This window comes from Xenophilus azovorans DSM 13620, from assembly GCF_000745855.1.
GTDB lineage: Bacteria > Pseudomonadota > Gammaproteobacteria > Burkholderiales > Burkholderiaceae_C > Xenophilus > Xenophilus azovorans.
This window is the reverse complement of record NZ_KN050768.1, coordinates 80,745-96,875: the sequence shown is the minus strand read 5'-3', so window position 1 is coordinate 96,875 and position 16,131 is coordinate 80,745. Positions and strand designations below refer to the sequence as shown.

Sequence of the window (16,131 nt, the reverse complement as noted above, 5' to 3'; positions counted from 1 at the left end):
AGCACATGATCGCACCGAAGCCCAGCGCGGCGCCCGACCCGCGGCGCGAACCGCGCGCCTTCCTCGAACACCTCTACCGCGCCGCCGTGCACCGCGCGCTGCCGCTCGCGAACATGGGCGCCTTCCTGCCCGCGCCGCCCAAGGGCCGCACGCTGGTGCTTGGCGCGGGCAAGGCGGCCGGCTCGATGGCCCATGCGCTGGAGGCGCTGTGGCCGAAGGACGCGCCGCTCGGCGGCCTGGTCGTCACCCGCTACCACCACATCCCGCCGCGCCCGGAGGGCCTGCCCCAGCGCATCGAGATCGTGGAGGCGGCCCACCCGGTGCCCGACGAGGCCGGCCTGAAGGCGGCCGAGCGCATGCTGGCGCTGACCGGGGGCCTGACGGCCGACGATCTGGTGCTGTGCCTGATCTCGGGCGGCGGCTCCTCGCTGCTCACGCTGCCGGCCGAGGGCCTCACGCTGGCGGACAAGCAGCGCATCAACAGACAACTGCTCGAATCCGGCGCCCACATCGGCGAGATGAACTGCGTGCGCAAGCACCTCTCGCGCATCAAGGGCGGCCGGCTGGCGGCGGCCTGCGCGCCGGCGCAGGTGGTCACGCTCACCATCAGCGACGTGCCGGGCGACGACCCGGCCGTCATCGCCAGCGGCCCGACGGTGCCCGACGCCACGACGTGTGCCGACGCGCTGGCCATCCTCGACCGCTACGGCATCGAGGTGCCTGCCGCCGTGCGCGCGCGGCTCGAAAGCGGCGAACTGGAGACGCCCAAGCCGGGCGACGCCGTCTTCGCCGGCCACGCCACGCACCTGATCGCCACCCCGCAGCAGTCGCTGGAAGCGGCGGCCGCGGCGGCGCGTGCCGCCGGCATCGAGGCGCACATCCTCAGCGACGAGATCGAGGGCGAATCGCGCGAGGTCGGCAAGGTGCACGGTGCGCTGGCGCGTGCGGTGGCCCTGCGCGGCCAGCCCTTCGCGCGGCCCTGTGTCGTCCTCTCGGGCGGCGAGACGACGGTGACCGTGCGCCAGCGCCCGCCGGGCACCCCCAAGGGCCGCGGCGGGCGCGCCGGCGAGTTCTGCATGGGCCTGGCCGGCGCACTGATGGGCCAGCCGGACGTATGGGCCCTGGCCGCCGACACCGACGGCATCGATGGCGTGGAAGACAACGCCGGCGCCTTCGTGGTGCCCGACACCCTGGCGCGCGCGCAGGCCCGGGGCCGCAAGCTGGCGGACTTCCTGGACCGCAACGACGCCTACGGCTATTTCGAGGCGCTGGGCGACCTGCTGATCACCGGGCCGACGAACACCAACGTCAACGACTTCCGGGCGCTGCTGATCCTGTAGCCGCCGGTTGCTACAGCACGGCGGTGGCCTGAAACTCGATCAGCAGCCCAGGGTCCGCCAGGTGGTTCACCTCGACGATGGTGCTGGTCGGAAGGTCCCGGACGAAGAACTCCGTGCGGGCGGCGACGATCTCCTTGAACTGGCGGATGTCGGTCGTGTAGACGACGATCGACACGATGTCGCTCAGGCTGCCGCCGGCTTCCTCCAGCACCGTCTGCATGTTCCGGATGCACTGGCGCGTCTGCTCGGCCATGTCGCCGGCGCCGACGAGCTTGCCGTCGGCGTCCCGGGCCAGTTGGCCCGACAGGAAGATCAGCGAGCCGGGCTGATCGACCCGCACGTAGTGGTGGTAGATGGACTTGCGGACGTTCTGCAGGGCGGGGGGATCTCCCCGGGTGATCTTGGTCAAGGCGACTCCTGTGCTGGTTGTCTTCGAGGCGTGGGGACTTCAGTTGGGAACGACGATGCCGCGTTCCTTGATGAGGCGCTCCCACTTGGCGTTGTCGGCTTTCAGGAAGGCGGCGAAGGCCTCCGACGTGCCGCCTGCGGCATCGGTGCCGAGGGCCATGATCTTCTGCTTGATGTCCGGGTCCGCCAGCGCCTTGTCGACGTCGCCGGCGATCCTGTTCACCGTCGCGGGCGGCGTGCCTGCCGGGGCGAACGCGCCGAACCATCCCACCGCGTCGTAGCCCTCGACGCCCGATTCCGCCACCGTGGGCAGGTCCGGCAAGGAGGCGGAGCGCTTCAGGCTGGTGACCGCGATGGCCCTGAGCTTGCCGGCGCGCACGTTCGGCATGGCCGCCTGCGCAGGGGCGAACATCAGGTCGATCTGCCCGCCGATGAGGTCGGCCACCGCCTGGCCGGTGCCCTTGTAGGGCACGTGCAGCATCTCGACGCCGGCGACGGACTGGAACAGTTCCCCCGCAAGATGGGACGCGGCGCCGGCGCCGGATGAGCCGAACGTCACCTTGCCCGGGTTCTTCCGGGCGTAGGCGACCAGTTCGCGGACGCTGTTGACCGGCAGTGTGGGGTTGACGACCACGACGTAAGGTGCGGCAGAGACCAGCGCCACGGGGGAGAACTGCGCCGCGTTCTTCGCGATCACGCCGCCGGTCGCCGTCATCAGCAGCGTGTGGCCGTCGGCGGCGGCCCGCGCCACGACGTCGGCGCCGAGCAGCCCTGCCGCGCCGGGGCGGTTCTCGATCACGACCGACTGCCCCCATGCCTGGCTCAGCGGCGCCTGGAGGATCCGCATGAGCGCGTCGGCGCCGCCGCCGGGCGGGAAGGGCACCACCACGTTCACGGGCCTGGACGGAAACGCCTGCTGCGCTCCCGCGACGGAGAAAAGGGCCAGGGCGAGCGTCGAGGCCGCCACGAGCTTCAGCGCGGCGATCGCGCGGGATCTTCTGGATGTCATGGGCGTTTCCTTCAGGGATACAGGCAGGGAGGGATTGGCGGGGCGCCTACACGATGCGGGTCCGCAGCGTGGTCACCCCTTCGATGGCGCACTCGACCACGTCGCCGGGCTTGAGATAGAGAGACTCGGCCTCCGGCTTGCCCACGGCGACGCCGCCGGGCGCTCCGGTGGAGAAAAGGTCGCCGGGCTCGATGGGCAGCAGCCGCGAGAAGTGGTGCAGGATGTCGGCGATCCGCCAGATCTGGTCCGCGGTGTTCACCCGCATGCGCAGCTCGCCGTTGACGTGGCAGGTCATCCACAGGTCGTAGGGATCCGCGATCTCGTCCATGGTCACCAGCTCCGGCCCCAGCGGGCCGAAGCCCGGCGCGTTCTTGGCCGTCCAGAAGCGCGTGCCCGAGGCCACCTCGCGCTTCTGGGTGTCGCGGTCCGTGAGGTCGTTCAGCACCGTCACGCCGGCCAGGTAGGGCAGCGGGTCGTCGCCGCGGGCAAAGCCTGTGCAGCGCCGGCCGACGACGAACACCAGTTCGGGCTCGTAGTCCAGCGTCGTCACGCCTTCGGGGCGGCGCACCGCCTCGGCATGCCCGGCCAGCGCGCTGTTGAGTTTCACGAAGCCGGTGACTTCCTGCGGGGTCTCGCGGATGAGGTCGTTGCGGCGAAGCTCCTCCAGGTGCGAGGCGTAGTTCTTCCCGACGCACAGGAACTTGTCGGCGTCCGGCACCAGGGGCAGGTAGCGGAACTGGCCTTCCTGCAGCAGGTGGCCCGCGAAGCGGCCGGGACTGGCGCTGGCGGCGGCATGCAATTCGCGCACCAGCGGCAGCGCACCTTCGGCCAGGGCGGCCTTCAGGGAAGAGGGGACCGGCGTCCCGAGTATCCGGCCGGCCGGCTCCAGGTTCAGCAGCCCGGCAGGCGTGCGGACCCCGAGGCCGGGCCGGCCCGAGGCGATGTCCGTGAAGGAGACGACTCTCAACGTTCTTCTTTCGTTCGGTTCATGAAACGGCAGCAGTCTATGGATGCGCCATTGCCATGATTCATACGAGCCGATAATCCTGATGTTCCATTTCGGAACATCACGATCCACACCCCATGGACCTCAAGCATCTGCGCATGTTCGTGGACGCCGCCGACGCCGGCGGCCTGTCCCGCGCTGCGGTGCGCCACGGCCTGGTGCACGCGACGGTCAGCAAGCAGATCGCCGCACTCGAGACCGACGTCGGCGGCAGGCTGTTCCATCGCACCGGCCGGGGGCTGACGCTGACGGAGCTCGGGCAGGCGCTGCTCCCGCGCGCACGGCATCTGCTCGGGGAGGCCGATTCGCTGCTGACCGCCACCCGCGACATGGCAGCGGAGCCGACGGGCGTGGTCACGCTCGCGATCCAGTCGTCGCTGGCGCGGCTGATCGGGAGCGCGCTGCTGCGCAAGGCGCTGCAACTCCATCCGGGCATCCGGGTGCGCGTCATGGAGGGCTACAACGCCCACATCCAGCAGTGGGTCGCGAGCGGGCAGGCCGACCTGGGCATCGTGAACAGCTATGGCGGGGCCCGGCGCCGCGGCGACGCGATCGCGGACGTCAGGCTGTGGCTGATCGGCTCCCGCCAGGCCGCCGTGGCGCGGCAGTCGTCCGTGCGGCTGTCCACGCTGGCGCGCCTGCCGCTGGTGCTGCCGGGGCATCCGAACGGCCTGCGGGTCATGCTCGAGGACGCGGCGCGCCGCCACCGGCTGCAGCTTCACGTGGCCATGGAGGTGGACTCCATCGCCATCCAGCGCGACCTGGTGGCGGAGGGCGACCTGTTCACCGTGCTGCCGTTCTATGCGGTGGTCGACGAGGTCCGCGCAGGGCGCGTGTCGGCCAGCCCGATCGTGGCGCCGGTGCTGACGCGGTCGCTGGTCATCGCGGCGACCCAGGCGCACCCGGCCTCGGCCGCGGCGCGCGCCATCTACCGGCTGGTCCGCGACTTCGCGGCGGACATGTCGCGGCGCAACGCCTGGGAGGGCAAGGCGTGACCGCCGTGCGCTCCTGATCCTGTAGCGAAACGTGCAGGACCGGCGCGTGGGCAGGCACAATGGACGCTGTCCACATTGATCCCCGCCTGCCGTGAAAGCGCCTCCTGCCGACGCCTCCCTGCCGCCGCCCCGCGCCACCTACCGCCATGGCGACCTGCGCCGGGCGCTGCTGGAAGCCGGCGTGGAGCTGGCGCGGCACGGTGGTCCCGACGCGGTGGTGCTGCGCGAGGCCACGCGCCGCGCCGGCGTGGTGCCCAACGCAGCCTATCGCCACTTCGCCAGCCGCGGCGCGCTGCTGGAGGCGGTGCGCGCCGAGGCGGTGGCCCGCATGGCGCGGGCGATGGAGGCCGAGCTGGCGGTAGATGCGCCGGCCAAAAGCAGAGGCAAGGGCGATGCGGTGGCCGCCGCGCGCGCGGCGGTGCGCGCCGTCGGCGCCGGCTACCTGCGCTTCGCGCGCGAGGAGACGGGCCTGTTCCGGACCGCCTTCGCCGACCTCGCGCCGGTGGAAGGCGACGCCGACCCGGCCAAGGCCGGCGGCAGCGGCCTCAATCCTTTCCAGTTGCTCGGCGCGGCGCTCGACCAACTGGTGCAGGCCGGCGTGATGCCGCCCGAGCGGCGGCCGGGGGCGGAGTACCTCGCCTGGTCCACCGTGCACGGCCTGGCGATGCTGACCATCGCCGGCCCGCTGCGCGGCCTGGCCGGCGCCGAGATCGAGGCGCTGGGCCAGCGGCTGCTGGAGATGGTGGAGCGGGGGCTGTAGCCGCATGTCCGACGCATCCCAGCCAGCCGTTCTCTTCATTTGCACGGGAAATATTTGCCGTTCCCCGACGGCCCACGTCTTGCTCGTCCACAAGGCGCGCATGGCCGGCGTCGAGGTCGCCGTGGACAGCGCCGCCGTCTCCGACGAGGAGCGCGGCAACCCCTTCGACCACCGCGCCGCCGCCGAACTGTGCCGCCGCGGCGTGCCGCTGCATGCGCACTGCGCGCGCCAGGTGCGGCGCGAGGACTTCACGCGCTTCGACTGGATTGTCGGCATGACGCGCGCCCACTGCGCGGCGCTGCGCCGGATCGCGCCCGAGGGCTGCCGCTCGCGCATCGTGCTGATGCTGGACTTCGCCGCCGGCCACGAAGGCCAGGACGTGCCCGATCCCTGGTACGGCGATGCGCGGGACTTCGTCCACGCCTTCGATCTCATCGACCGCGGCGTGGACGGCCTCATCGCGCGGCTATTCGCACAGTGAGCGGATCTCCGGCGGCACCGGCAGCGCGCGTAGCCGCCCGTCGGGCCGCTTGCCGCCGAAGATGCGAACCTCCTCGCATTCGAGGATCAGCGTCTCGCCCTGCGCGTCGTCGCGCGTGACGCGGTAGGCCTGCACGAAGCTCTTGTCGCGCCACTCGCGCACGCTGGTGGCGAAGTGCAGCGTGTCGCCATAGCTGGCGGTGCTGACGAAGCGCGCCTTCGTGTCCACCAGCGGCGTGCCGATCACGCCCAGCGTCTTCGACGTCTCCTCCCAGCGCGGCACGCCGCATTCGGCGAAGAAGTGCCGCGAGGCCGCGTCGATCCAGCCGAAGAAGTTGGGGAACCAGACGATGCCGGCCGGGTCGCAGTCGCCGAATTCGACGCGGGTGGTGTAGATGACGGTCTTGGGCATGAGTGCAGGGTAACTGGAGCGCGCGCTGCGAAGAAATCCGAAGGCCGCGGAGCAGGCCATGCGGGAACACGCACGGAACCGGCTTTGCCGGGCCGTGGCGGAGGTCTTGCAGACCGCGCCGGGCCAGTGGCCCGGCCCTTCGCCAGTCACAAAAGGTCCACCGGACCTTTTGTGTACGGGCTCAGCCCCCTTGAGGGGGTTGGCGAAGCGGACGAAGTCCGCGAAGACTGGGGGAGTCAGTCCGCCCTGATGTTGCGCTCCTTGATGATGGCACCGAAACGCACCGAGTCCGCCATCGCCCGCTCGTGGAAGGCCTCGGGCGTGCCCGGCGCCGCTTCGCCGCCGAGCTGCGCGATGCGCTCCTGCACGGCAGGCATCGCCAGCACCTTGTTGATCTCCGCGTTGAGCTTCGCGATCACCGGCTGCGGCGTGCCGGACGGCGCGTAGAAGCCGAACACCGTGTCGGCGTCGAAGCCCTTGAAGCCCGCCTCGTCCAGCGTCGGCACGTCGGGGAAGAGCGGCGAGCGCTTCGGGCTGCCCACCGCCAGCATGCGCAGCTTGCCGGCCTTGACATGCTGCAGCGCGATGCCGGGGTCGAAGTAGAAGTCGATCTGGCCGGCCAGCAGGTCCTGCAGCGCGGGCGCCGCGCCGCGGTAGGGCACGTGCGTGGCGAAGGTGCCGGTCTGCGACTTGAACATCTCGCCGGCCAGGTGCGGCGAGCTGCCCACGCCCGGCGAGCCGTACGAGAGCTTGCCCGGCCGCGCCTTCAGGTAGGCGGTGAACTCCTGCACGTTCTTCGGCGGCAGGTCGGGCCGCACCACCAGGTAGACCAGCACGCGCGCCGCCGCCGCGACGGGAACCAGGTCCTTGGCCGGGTCGAAGGACATCTTCTGGTAGAGGTGCGGGTTGACCGAGACCATGCCGCCGCTGCTCATCAGCAGCGTGTAGCCGTCCGGCGTCGAGCGCGCCACGGCCTCGCCGCCGATGTTGCCGTTGGCGCCGCCGCGGTTCTCGATCACCACCGGCTGGCCCAGCGCCTCCGACAGCGGCTGGCCCACCAGGCGCGCCAGCTGGTCGGCCGCGCCGCCGGGCGGGAAGTTGACGATCACCTTGACCGGCTTGGCCGGCCAGGCCTCGGCCGAGGCGGCGGCGGGCATCAGCAGCGCGGCGGCCGCGAGGCCGGCGCCGGCCAGGGCGATCAGCCGGCGGCGCGAAGCGGGGAGGGAGGGGGTCATCGGTGTGTCTCCTTTCTTTCTCGTTGGAAGCTCGGGTCAGAAGGTGTGAATGAATCCGGCGTGCCCGAGCAGGCCGTCAGAACGTGCCCGATCAAGGCGCAAAGCGCAGCCATAGCTCGGGCTATGGCGAGCATTTGCAACGCGGAGCGGGTGCGTTTTGGCGGGATGAGCGGGCATGTCGGGTTCGCTCACACCTTCTCAGGTCGTCGAGGCAGGGCGCCGCATCCAGCGGATCGGCTGCTCGCGCACCGGCCGCGGCGGCGCGCCGTGCTGGCGCAGCGCGGCGTCCAGCGCGGCGCCGGCCTCGTCGGCCAGGGCGGCGGTGCGCGCGGCGGCGACGGCGGCGGCCCGCTCCTGCGGCGTGCGGCCGGGGTGGCGCGCCAGGTGTTCGGTGATGTGCAGCAGGTTGGCCTTGCCGCGCTCGTTGGTGCTGCCGTAGCCCTTGATCAGGCGCCCGCACAGCGCCAGCTCGTGGCCCAGCGTCCAGTCCTCGCGCGCGCCGGCCTCGACGGCGCCGAGCCACTGCTCGATGAGCGCCTGCTCTTCCGCGAAGCGGCTGCCGCGCCGGCGCAGCCCCTTCAGCGATGCCAGCGTGCGCAGCGCGGCCATGCCCAGCACCGAATGGCTGCCCACCTTCAGCGGCAGCGCCCAGGGCCGCCGGCCGCGGCGCTGGCGGGCCTGGTCCCAGGCGGTGAGGCGCCGCGCCAGTGCCGGCGGCAGCAGCGCGGCGAACTCGGGCACGCCGGGCTTGAAGTGGTCGTACACGCGCAGCAGGTCGTCGGCGCCGGCCTTCACCTCGGCGCGCACGCGCCCGGCGCGGCTGGCGCTCGCCTTCAGCGCGGCCACGCGGACGATGTCGTCGAAGGCCATCCACAGGGCCAGCCAGCGTGCCATCTCGCGGGTGGTGGCGTGGCCCCCCTGCTGCGCGCCGGGGTCGGCCGCCTGCTCGGCCTGCAGCACGCGTGCCAGGCGGTCGGCGTACAGGCGGGCATAGGCCTCGTCCTGGTAGTCGCGCACCCGCCCGTGGCCCAGGCGCAGCAGCTCGTGCACCGCGGGGGGGAAGCGCTGCGCCAGGGCGGCGTCCAGCGCGGGCGGGTCAGCCTCCGCCGGCGACAGCAGCTGCCGCACGTAGGCCGCCTGTGCCTGCGGTGCGCGCACGGCCTCGAAGGCGGCGGCGAAGCCGCGCAGGCTGGCGGCCGCGGCGGCGCCCGGCGTCGCGGCGGGGCCGCGGATGGCGGCCTCGAAGCTGTCGCGGCCGAAGGGCAGCAGGCCGCTGCCGGCGATGGCCCCGAGCATCACGCTGCTGATGACGGTGCCGCCGGCGCGCGCCAGCGCGCCCATGTCCAGCAGGTGGTGCTCGCGGCTGAAGCGGCGCACCACCTCCAGCAGCCGCGCGGCGTCGGCGCGGCCGTCGCCCGGCACCATGCGCTCGGCCGTGGTGAGGGCGCGGCCGGTGGAGGTGATGACGCAGGTGCGTTCGCCGCTCGCCATGCCGTGGCCGATCTGCCGCACCGTCTCCAGCAGCTCGGAGGAGACCAGTGCGTCCAGCGTGCCGGCGGCGGGCGCGAGACCGAACACCGGGCGTCGGCCGCCCAGGTGCGCCAGCGGCACGGAGAAGACCTCGACGTAGTAGGTGGTCGCGCCGGTGCGCTGCGCGACGCCGGGGATGGAGGTGCTCTGCGCCGCGTAGCCGGCGTGGCGGGCGGCCTCGATCAGCCACTCGGTGAGTACGCCGCCGCCTTCGCCGCCCAGGGCGCACAGCAGCAGGGTGATGGGGCGGGGGGCTTTCGCTTCGTTCATCGGGACGCTTCTCAGGCAGGCCGCAGGGCGCGCACGACGGCGCCTTGCAGGGCGTACAGCAGGCGCTCGTGCCACTTCGGGTTGCTCACCACCTCGGCGCGGTAGAAGCTGGGGCACAGCGTGGCAGCGTGCGCGTTGGCGCCGCACAGGCCGCAGCCGACGCAGCCGTCGATCACCGTGGCGACCGGGTCCACCTTCAGCGGGTCGGGGTTGTCCTTGAGCGTGAGCGTGGGGCAGCCCGACAGGCGGATGCACGCGTGGTCGCCGTTGCACACGTCCTCGTCCACGCCGTACTTCACGCGTACCACGCGCTCGCCCTTCTTCAGCAGGCTGGCGATCCAGGGCTTGATGCGGCGCTGGCGCTCCAACTGGCATTCGCCCTCGGCGACGATGACCTTCAGGCCGTCGAAGTCACTGGTGAAGGCCTCGGTGAGCGTGGCGCGCATGGTCTCCACCTCGTAGGTGTGGACGACGCGCAGCCACTGCACGCCCAGGCCCTCGAGCGTGGATTCGATGGTCTGGTTCTTGTGCGCGAGGCTCTGCTGCTTGTCCTCCGCGCGCGCCTTCACCTCCTCGTCGGGCGTGGAGATGATGTCCTGCGTGCCGGTGGCGCTGGTGTAGCCGTTCTTGAAGATCAGCAGCACCGCGTCGTCGCCGTTGAACAGGGCGCTCTGCACGCCGGTGAGCAGCCCGTTGTGCCAGAAGCCGCCGTCGCCCATGATCGACAGCACCCGCCGCTGCATCATGGGCGAGACGCCGGCGCGGCTGGCCAGGCTCATGCCGTAGCCCAGGATCGAATGGCCCATGCCGAAGGGCTCGAAGGTGCCGAAGGCGTGGCAGCCGATGTCGGCCGCGACGTGGACCGGGCCGACCTCCTGCTGCGCCAGCTTGAGCGCGGAGAACACCGGGCGCTCCGGGCAGCCGACGCAGAAGCTCGGCGGGCGCGGCGGCAGGGGCTGCGCCAGCATCGCCGCCACCGCGCCGCGGCGTTCGTCGTTGGCGGCCAGCCACTGCGCCACCCCTTCGGTCGCGGCCGCCGGCAGGTAGCGCCCTGCGAAGGCGCCGATGCCGCGGGCCAGCACCTCGGTGCTGTACTCGCCGGCCATCTGCAGCAGGTCCTTTCCGTGCAGGGCGGTGTTCAGGTCGCGCCGGCGCAGCAGCGTGGCGATGTCCTGTTCGATGTACTCGGGCTGGCCTTCCTCCACCACCAGCAGCGCGCGCTTGCCCGCCGCGAAGTCCGCGATCTGGTCGGGCACCAGGGGGTAGGTGACGTTCAGCACCAGGATCGGGATCTCGCTCGCGCCGAAGGCGTCGGCCAGGCCGTGCTGCTGCAGGGCGCGAATGAGCGCGTTGTAGAGGCCGCCCTGGACCACGATGCCCAGGTCGTCGTGCCGGCCGGGCATCAGCTCGTTCAGCCCGTGCTCGGCGATGTAGCGCTGCGCCGCGGGAATGCGCTCGCCGGTCTTGCGCTTCTCGTGGCCGAAGGTCACGGGCGGGTGCGCCAGGCGGTCGTAGTCGAAGCGGGCCGGCTCGTCCATCAGCGCGCGCGTCGAGACGGCCGGCGCCCGGTTGTCGCTGCATTCGAAGCTGCCGCGCACGTGGCAGGTGCGGATGCGCAGCTCCATCACGCAGGGCATGTTCGAGGCTTCGGAGAGGTTGAAGCCTTCCTCCACCATGCGCACCATCACCGGCAGGTCGGGGCGCGGGTCGAGCAGGCACAGGCTGGACTTGAGCGCGTAGGCGTGCGTGCGCTCCTGGATCACGCTGGCGCCTTCGCCGTAGTCCTCGCCCACCACCACCAGCACGCCGCCGCGCACGCCGGGCGACGCGAGGTTGGAGAGGGCGTCCGCCGCCACGTTGGTGCCGACGATGGACTTCCACGTCACGGCGCCGCGCAGCGGATAGTGGATCGAGGCGCCTAGCATCGCAGCCGCCGAGGCCTCGTTGGAGCAGGCCTCGACGTGCACGCCCAGCTCGTCCATGTAGTCCTTGGCCTGGACCATCACGTCCAGCAGGTGCGACACCGGCGCGCCCTGGTAGCCGCCGACGTAGGCCACGCCGGCCTGCAGCAGGCCCTTGGTGATGGCGAGGATGCCCTCGCCGTGAAAGGTGTCGCCCGCGCCCAGGCGCAGGGCGCGCACCTCCTTGCTGAAGGAAACTTCCAAGCCTTCGTCTCCGTGTGCTTCGCTGTCGATCGTGGGGCCGCGTCACGACGCGGCGGACCGCAGTGTGCGCGCGGAAGATCGTGCGCTCAATACAATGAAGCTGCTATCCGACATGCACGGCATGCATATGGAAAACCTCGACCTGAACCTGCTGCGCCTGTTCGATGCGGTCTACCGCCGCCGCAGCGTCGGCCGCGCGGCCGAGGCGCTGGGCATCACCCAGCCGGCCGCCAGCCACGGCCTGACGCGCCTGCGCCTGGCGCTGGGCGACGCGCTGTTCACCCGCGCGCCGGGCGGCGTGGCGCCGACGCCGCGCGCCGAGCGGTTGGCCGCGGCCGTGCAGTCCGCGCTCGCCACGCTGGGCGAGGCGCTGGCCGAGCCCGAGCGCTTCGACCCCGCCACCTCGCGCAAGACCTTCCGCATCCACATGAGCGACATCGGCGAGGGCCGCTTCCTGCCGCCGCTGATGCAGCGCTTGCGCGAGACGGCGCCCGGCGTGCGGCTGGAGACGCTGCCGCTGCGCTCGCCGGAGATCGCCGCCGCGCTGGACGAGGGCCGCATCGACTTCGCCTTCGGCTTCCTGCCCAAGGTGAAGGACACGCGCCGCCAGCTGCTGCTGAACGACCGCTACATCGTCCTGCTGCGCGCCGGCCATCCCTTCGCGCGCCGGCCGCCGCGCGGCAGGGCGCTGCTGGATGCGCTGCACGCGCTGGACTACGTGGCGGTTCGCACGCACGCCGACACGCTGCGCATCCTGCAGCTCATGCGGCTGGAGGACCGCGTGCGGCTGGTCACGGAGCACTTCATGGTGCTGCCCGCCATCGTGCGCGAGACGGACCTGGCGGTGGTCATGCCGCGCAACATCGCGCGCAACTTCGGCGAGGGGGCCGGCTTCGCCATCGTGCAGCCCGACTTCCCGCTGCGCGACTTCGGCGTCTCGCTGCACTGGAGCCGGCGCTTCGAGGACGATGCGGCGAACCGCTGGCTGCGGCAGACGATCGTGGAGTTGTTCGGCGAGGTCTGACGCGGGGCGTTCAAGCCATCACCATCCGTTCACGCTGAGCCTGTCGAAGCGCCGCCACCCGGCTTCGACAGGCTCAGCCCGAACGGTGGGGGATTGATCCAACGGAACGGGACTCAGGCGGCCGTGCCATCCGCCATCCGCTGCATCGCCTCGCACAGCGGGCTGTCCGCGTCCTCGAAGCCGTGGATGGCGGAGAAATGGTCGGCGCCATCCTGCGGCGCCAGCTCGCTGCGGTTGCCCGCCGCCTGCCATGCCGTGTGGAAAGCCTGCGACTGCTGCGCGAAGGCCGGCTGCTCCAAGGCGCCCCAGCTCAGGCGCACGGGCGTGGCGCAGGGCCGCACGTGGTGTACCGGCGAGTTCCGCTGGACGATCCCCTCGTCGAGCTGGATCGCCGGCTGCAGGTAGCTGTAGCGCAGCGGCGCGATGTCGTACAGGCCGCTGACCAGCAGTGCGCCGGCGAAGGGGTCGTCGGGCAGGCCGTACTGTTCGCGCCAGGGCGTGCACAGCAGCATCGCGCCCAGTTGGCCGCCGGCGGAATGGCCGCCGACGACGATGCGCCGCGGGTCGCCGCCGTGCTCCGCGATGTGGCGGACCACCCACGCGGCCGCGGCGCGCACCTGGCGCACGATCTCGTCCAGCGTCACCGTGGGGCACAGCGCGTAGTCGACCAGCACGGTGGTGAAGCCGCGCGCCTGCGGGCCGAGGGCCACGCAGGCGAAGTCGCGCGCCGCGCGGGCGCGCCAGTAGCCGCCGTGGATGAAGAGGAAGACCGGCGCGCCGGGCCGGTCGGCAGGGAAGATGTCGAGCGTTTCGGCCGGCGTGGGGCCGTAGGGCACGCCGGCCCGGTGCCGCAGCGTGCGCATCGCCTCCTCGCTGCGCTCGGCCAGGTGCCGGTTCGCGCCCGCCGGGTCGACGGCGCGGTACGTCGGGTCGTAGGCCTCGTCGATCTCTTGCTGGCTGGCGAAGCCGTGGGGCAGGGCGGCGGCCATGGACGAAAGGCTCCCAGGCTCTCAGTCCGGGATGACGGCCGTGACCTCGATCTCGACCTTGGCGCGGTCCTCCACCAGCGCCGCCACCTGCACCGCCGTCATCGCCGCGTTGAAGCTGCCGATGATCTCGCGGAAGTGCTTGCCGATGGCCGGGTAGGCGGCCACGTACTCGCGCTTGTCGGTCACGTACCAGGTCATGCGCACGATGTGCTCGGGCCGGGCGCCGCCCTCCTTGAGCACCTCGGCGACGTTCAGCAGCGCCTGGCGCACCTGGTCGCCCAGGTCGTCGCTGTGGAACTCGCCCTGCGCGTCCCAGCCGATCATGCCGGCCACGAACACCATGCGGCCGCGTGCCGCCACGCCGTTGGCATAGCCCTTGGGTCGCGGCCAGCCGGGGGGAAGAAGGACTTGCATGAGGTGTCTCCTGGTCGGTAATCGGATGATGAAGTGTCTCAGCCCGTGAAGGCCGCGAGGCCGGCGCGCACGTCCGGCGGGATGTCGATGGCGCGGTGCGTCTCCAGGCTGGTGAAGACCAGCACCTGGCGCGAGGCCACGCGCAGCTCGTCGCCGGCGCGGCATTCCAGCGCCAGCGTGAGCGAGCGCCCGCCGGCGCGCTCGACCGCCAGGCCCAGCGTCACGCGGTCGCCCAGCCGGCTGATGGCGCGGAAGTCGCACTCCAGCCGCACGATCGGCAGGCCGATGCGGCGCCCGGCCACCATGCCCGCGTACGGCACGCCCAGCGCCTCGTTGAACCAGTCCTCCACCAGCTGGTTGAACATCACCAGGTACTGGGGGAAGAACACGATGCCCGCCGGGTCGCAGTGCGAGAAGCGGATCAGCCGCTCGCGCTCGAAGCGCGCGGGCGCGGCCTGCGTCACGCCGCGCCCTCCGCCGGCTGCGTCAGGCGGAAGCGCTGCAGCTTGCCCGTCTGGGTGCGGGGCAGCTTGTCGATGAACTCGACGGCACGCGGGTACTTGTAGGGCGCCACGGTGGCCTTCACGAAGTCCTGCAGCGTCTTGACCATCGCCGCGTCGCTCGCCTGGCCCGGCCGCAGCACGACGAAGGCCTTGACGATCTGGCCGCGCTCGGCGTCGGGCACGCCGACCACGGCGCACTCGGCCACGGCGGGGTGCTGCATCAGCGCCTCTTCCACCTCGGGCGCGGCGATGTTGTAGCCGGCCGAGATGATCATGTCGTCGGTGCGCGCCTGGTAGAAGAAGTAGCCGTCGGTATCCATGACGTAGGCGTCGCCGGTCACGTTCCAGCCGTTCTTCACGTAGCTCTTCTGCCGCTCGTCGGCCAGGTAGCGGCAGCCGGTGGGCCCCTGCACCGCCAGCTTGCCCACCGTGCCGGGCGGCACCTCGCGGCCCTCGTCGTCGATCACCCGCGCGCGGTAGCCGGGCACCGGCTTGCCGGTGGCGCCGGGGCGGGCGTTGCCTTCGTCGTGCGAGATGAAGATGTGCAGCATCTCGGTGGCGCCGATGCCGTCGATCAGCTCGATGCCGGTGGCCTCCTTCCAGAGCTGGCGGGTGGAGGCGGGCAGCGCCTCGCCGGCCGACACGCACTTGCGCAGCGGCGTGCGGCGCAGCTCCACGCCGCGTGCGGCCAGCGTGCGGTAGGAGGTGGGCGCGGTGAACAGCACCGTGGCGTGGAATTCCTTGATGCCGTCCAGCAGCTGCGGCGGGCCGGCCTTTTCCAGCAGCACCGTCGAGGCGCCCACGTGCATCGGGAACAGCAGCAGCCCGCCCAGCCCGAACGTGAAGGCCAGCGGCGGGCTGCCGATGAACACGTCGTCGGCGGTGGCCTTGAGCATGTGCGGCGGCCAGCAGTGGCAGATCGCCATCACGTCGCGGTGGAAGTGCATGGTCGCCTTGGGCACGCCGGTGGTGCCCGAGGTGAAGCCGAGGATGCAGGTGTCGTCGGCGGCGGTGTCCACGTTGTCGAAGTACGGCGAGGCGCGCTCCATCGCGGCCTCCAGGCTGTCGGGCCCCTCGTAGTCGAAGTGGCGCAGCTGCCGCAGCTGCGGCGACTCCATCGCGGCATGGTGCATCTCGTCGGCCAGCGCGGCGTCGCACAGCGCGTGCGTGACCTGGCCGATCTCGATGATCGCCTTCAGCTCCTTGGCGCGCAGCAACGGCATGGTCGCCACGGCGATGCCGCCGGTCTTCATCACCGCGAACCAGCAGGCGGCCAGCATCGGGTTGTTGGGTGCGCGCAGCAGCACGCGGTTGCCGGGCACCAAGCCCATGTCGTGCACCAGCACGTTGGCGATGCGGTTGGCCTTCTCGCGCAGGTCGGCATAGGTCCAGGTGAGGCCTCCCGGCGCGCGGATGCAGACGCGGTCGCCGCGGCCTTCCGCGACGTGGCGGTCCAGCAGTTCGGTGGCGCAGTTCAGGCGCTCGGGAAACTGCAGCGCCGGCAGATCGAAGATGAACTGCGGCTGCTGCTCCGGCGGCGGCAGGTGGTCGCGGGCGAAGGTGTCGATGTGGGCGCTGGTGGTCGTCATCT

At 71.8% G+C, this 16,131-nt stretch carries 16 protein-coding genes; 5 read left to right on the top strand and 11 right to left on the bottom strand.

The features are described from left to right. Positions 1–5 precede the first annotated feature (5 nt). The gene (locus Q392_RS30410; protein WP_038218302.1) at positions 6–1,340 is read left to right on the top strand and encodes a glycerate kinase type-2 family protein; all 1,335 of its coding nucleotides are present in this window, start codon (positions 6–8) and stop codon (positions 1,338–1,340) included. Positions 1,341–1,350: 10 nt separating this feature from the next. Here Q392_RS30410 and Q392_RS30405 read toward each other — a convergent pair whose 3' ends face one another. From Q392_RS30405 to Q392_RS30395, 3 genes are read right to left on the bottom strand one after another with little or no spacing between them, the layout of a single operon-like run. Further along, positions 1,351–1,749, bottom strand: coding sequence for a RidA family protein (locus tag Q392_RS30405; RefSeq protein ID WP_084217500.1), 399 nt, complete (start codon positions 1,747–1,749; stop codon positions 1,351–1,353). A 39-nt stretch (positions 1,750–1,788) separates the two neighbouring features. After that, positions 1,789–2,757, bottom strand: a complete 969-nt coding sequence (locus Q392_RS30400; protein WP_038218294.1) for a Bug family tripartite tricarboxylate transporter substrate binding protein — start codon at positions 2,755–2,757, stop codon at positions 1,789–1,791. A gap of 46 nt (positions 2,758–2,803) precedes the next feature. Continuing rightward, a complete protein-coding gene (locus Q392_RS30395) occupies positions 2,804–3,724 on the bottom strand; it encodes a fumarylacetoacetate hydrolase family protein (RefSeq protein ID WP_051954115.1) in 921 nt (306 codons plus the stop codon). 116 nt (positions 3,725–3,840) lie between these two features. On the opposite strand from Q392_RS30395, the gene Q392_RS30390 reads away from it, so the two are divergent. The 3 genes from Q392_RS30390 to Q392_RS30380 all read left to right on the top strand — a co-directional run bounded on the left by Q392_RS30390 (position 3,841) and on the right by Q392_RS30380 (position 5,999). Further along, positions 3,841–4,758, top strand: a complete 918-nt coding sequence (locus tag Q392_RS30390) for a LysR family transcriptional regulator (RefSeq protein ID WP_051954114.1) — start codon at positions 3,841–3,843, stop codon at positions 4,756–4,758. A gap of 91 nt (positions 4,759–4,849) precedes the next feature. Beyond that, positions 4,850–5,518 carry a TetR/AcrR family transcriptional regulator gene (locus Q392_RS30385; RefSeq protein ID WP_038218288.1) on the top strand — a complete coding sequence of 223 codons (669 nt, stop codon included), beginning with the start codon at positions 4,850–4,852 and terminating at the stop codon, positions 5,516–5,518. Positions 5,519–5,522: 4 nt separating this feature from the next. Further along, positions 5,523–5,999, top strand: a complete 477-nt coding sequence (locus Q392_RS30380) for a low molecular weight protein-tyrosine-phosphatase (protein ID WP_038218286.1) — start codon at positions 5,523–5,525, stop codon at positions 5,997–5,999. Here the strand turns inward: Q392_RS30380 and Q392_RS30375 are convergent. From Q392_RS30375 to Q392_RS30360, 4 genes are all read right to left on the bottom strand, one after another. Beyond that, entirely contained in the window at positions 5,985–6,410 is a 426-nt protein-coding gene (locus Q392_RS30375; protein WP_038218284.1) for an acyl-CoA thioesterase, read from the bottom strand. The two genes, Q392_RS30380 and Q392_RS30375, sit on opposite strands and share 15 nt — an antisense overlap. A gap of 236 nt (positions 6,411–6,646) precedes the next feature. After that, positions 6,647–7,645 (bottom strand): Bug family tripartite tricarboxylate transporter substrate binding protein, encoded by a 999-nt coding sequence (locus Q392_RS30370; protein ID WP_038218282.1) that lies wholly within the window; start codon positions 7,643–7,645, stop codon positions 6,647–6,649. Positions 7,646–7,843: 198 nt separating this feature from the next. Further along, positions 7,844–9,445 carry an indolepyruvate oxidoreductase subunit beta family protein gene (locus tag Q392_RS30365; protein WP_038218280.1) on the bottom strand — a complete coding sequence of 534 codons (1,602 nt, stop codon included), beginning with the start codon at positions 9,443–9,445 and terminating at the stop codon, positions 7,844–7,846. Between the two features lie 11 nt (positions 9,446–9,456). Continuing rightward, entirely contained in the window at positions 9,457–11,610 is a 2,154-nt protein-coding gene (locus tag Q392_RS30360) for a thiamine pyrophosphate-dependent enzyme (RefSeq protein ID WP_038218279.1), read from the bottom strand. Positions 11,611–11,722: 112 nt separating this feature from the next. Between Q392_RS30360 and Q392_RS30355 the strand changes: the two genes are divergently transcribed. Continuing rightward, positions 11,723–12,634, top strand: a complete 912-nt coding sequence (locus tag Q392_RS30355) for a LysR family transcriptional regulator (protein WP_038218394.1) — start codon at positions 11,723–11,725, stop codon at positions 12,632–12,634. A gap of 113 nt (positions 12,635–12,747) precedes the next feature. Here Q392_RS30355 and Q392_RS30350 read toward each other — a convergent pair whose 3' ends face one another. Genes Q392_RS30350 through Q392_RS30335 form a run of 4 tightly spaced genes read right to left on the bottom strand, consistent with a single transcriptional unit; the run spans position 12,748 to position 16,129 of the window. Then, a complete protein-coding gene (locus tag Q392_RS30350) occupies positions 12,748–13,623 on the bottom strand; it encodes an alpha/beta hydrolase (protein ID WP_038218276.1) in 876 nt (291 codons plus the stop codon). Between the two features lie 21 nt (positions 13,624–13,644). Then, complete coding sequence (locus Q392_RS30345; protein ID WP_038218274.1) at positions 13,645–14,037, bottom strand: RidA family protein; 393 nt, start codon at positions 14,035–14,037, stop codon at positions 13,645–13,647. Positions 14,038–14,075: 38 nt separating this feature from the next. After that, entirely contained in the window at positions 14,076–14,501 is a 426-nt protein-coding gene (locus tag Q392_RS30340) for an acyl-CoA thioesterase (protein WP_038218272.1), read from the bottom strand. Next, positions 14,498–16,129 (bottom strand): AMP-binding protein, encoded by a 1,632-nt coding sequence (locus Q392_RS30335; protein ID WP_038218270.1) that lies wholly within the window; start codon positions 16,127–16,129, stop codon positions 14,498–14,500. The genes Q392_RS30340 and Q392_RS30335 overlap by 4 nt, the downstream gene beginning before the upstream one ends. Between the last annotated feature and the right edge of the window lie 2 nt (positions 16,130–16,131).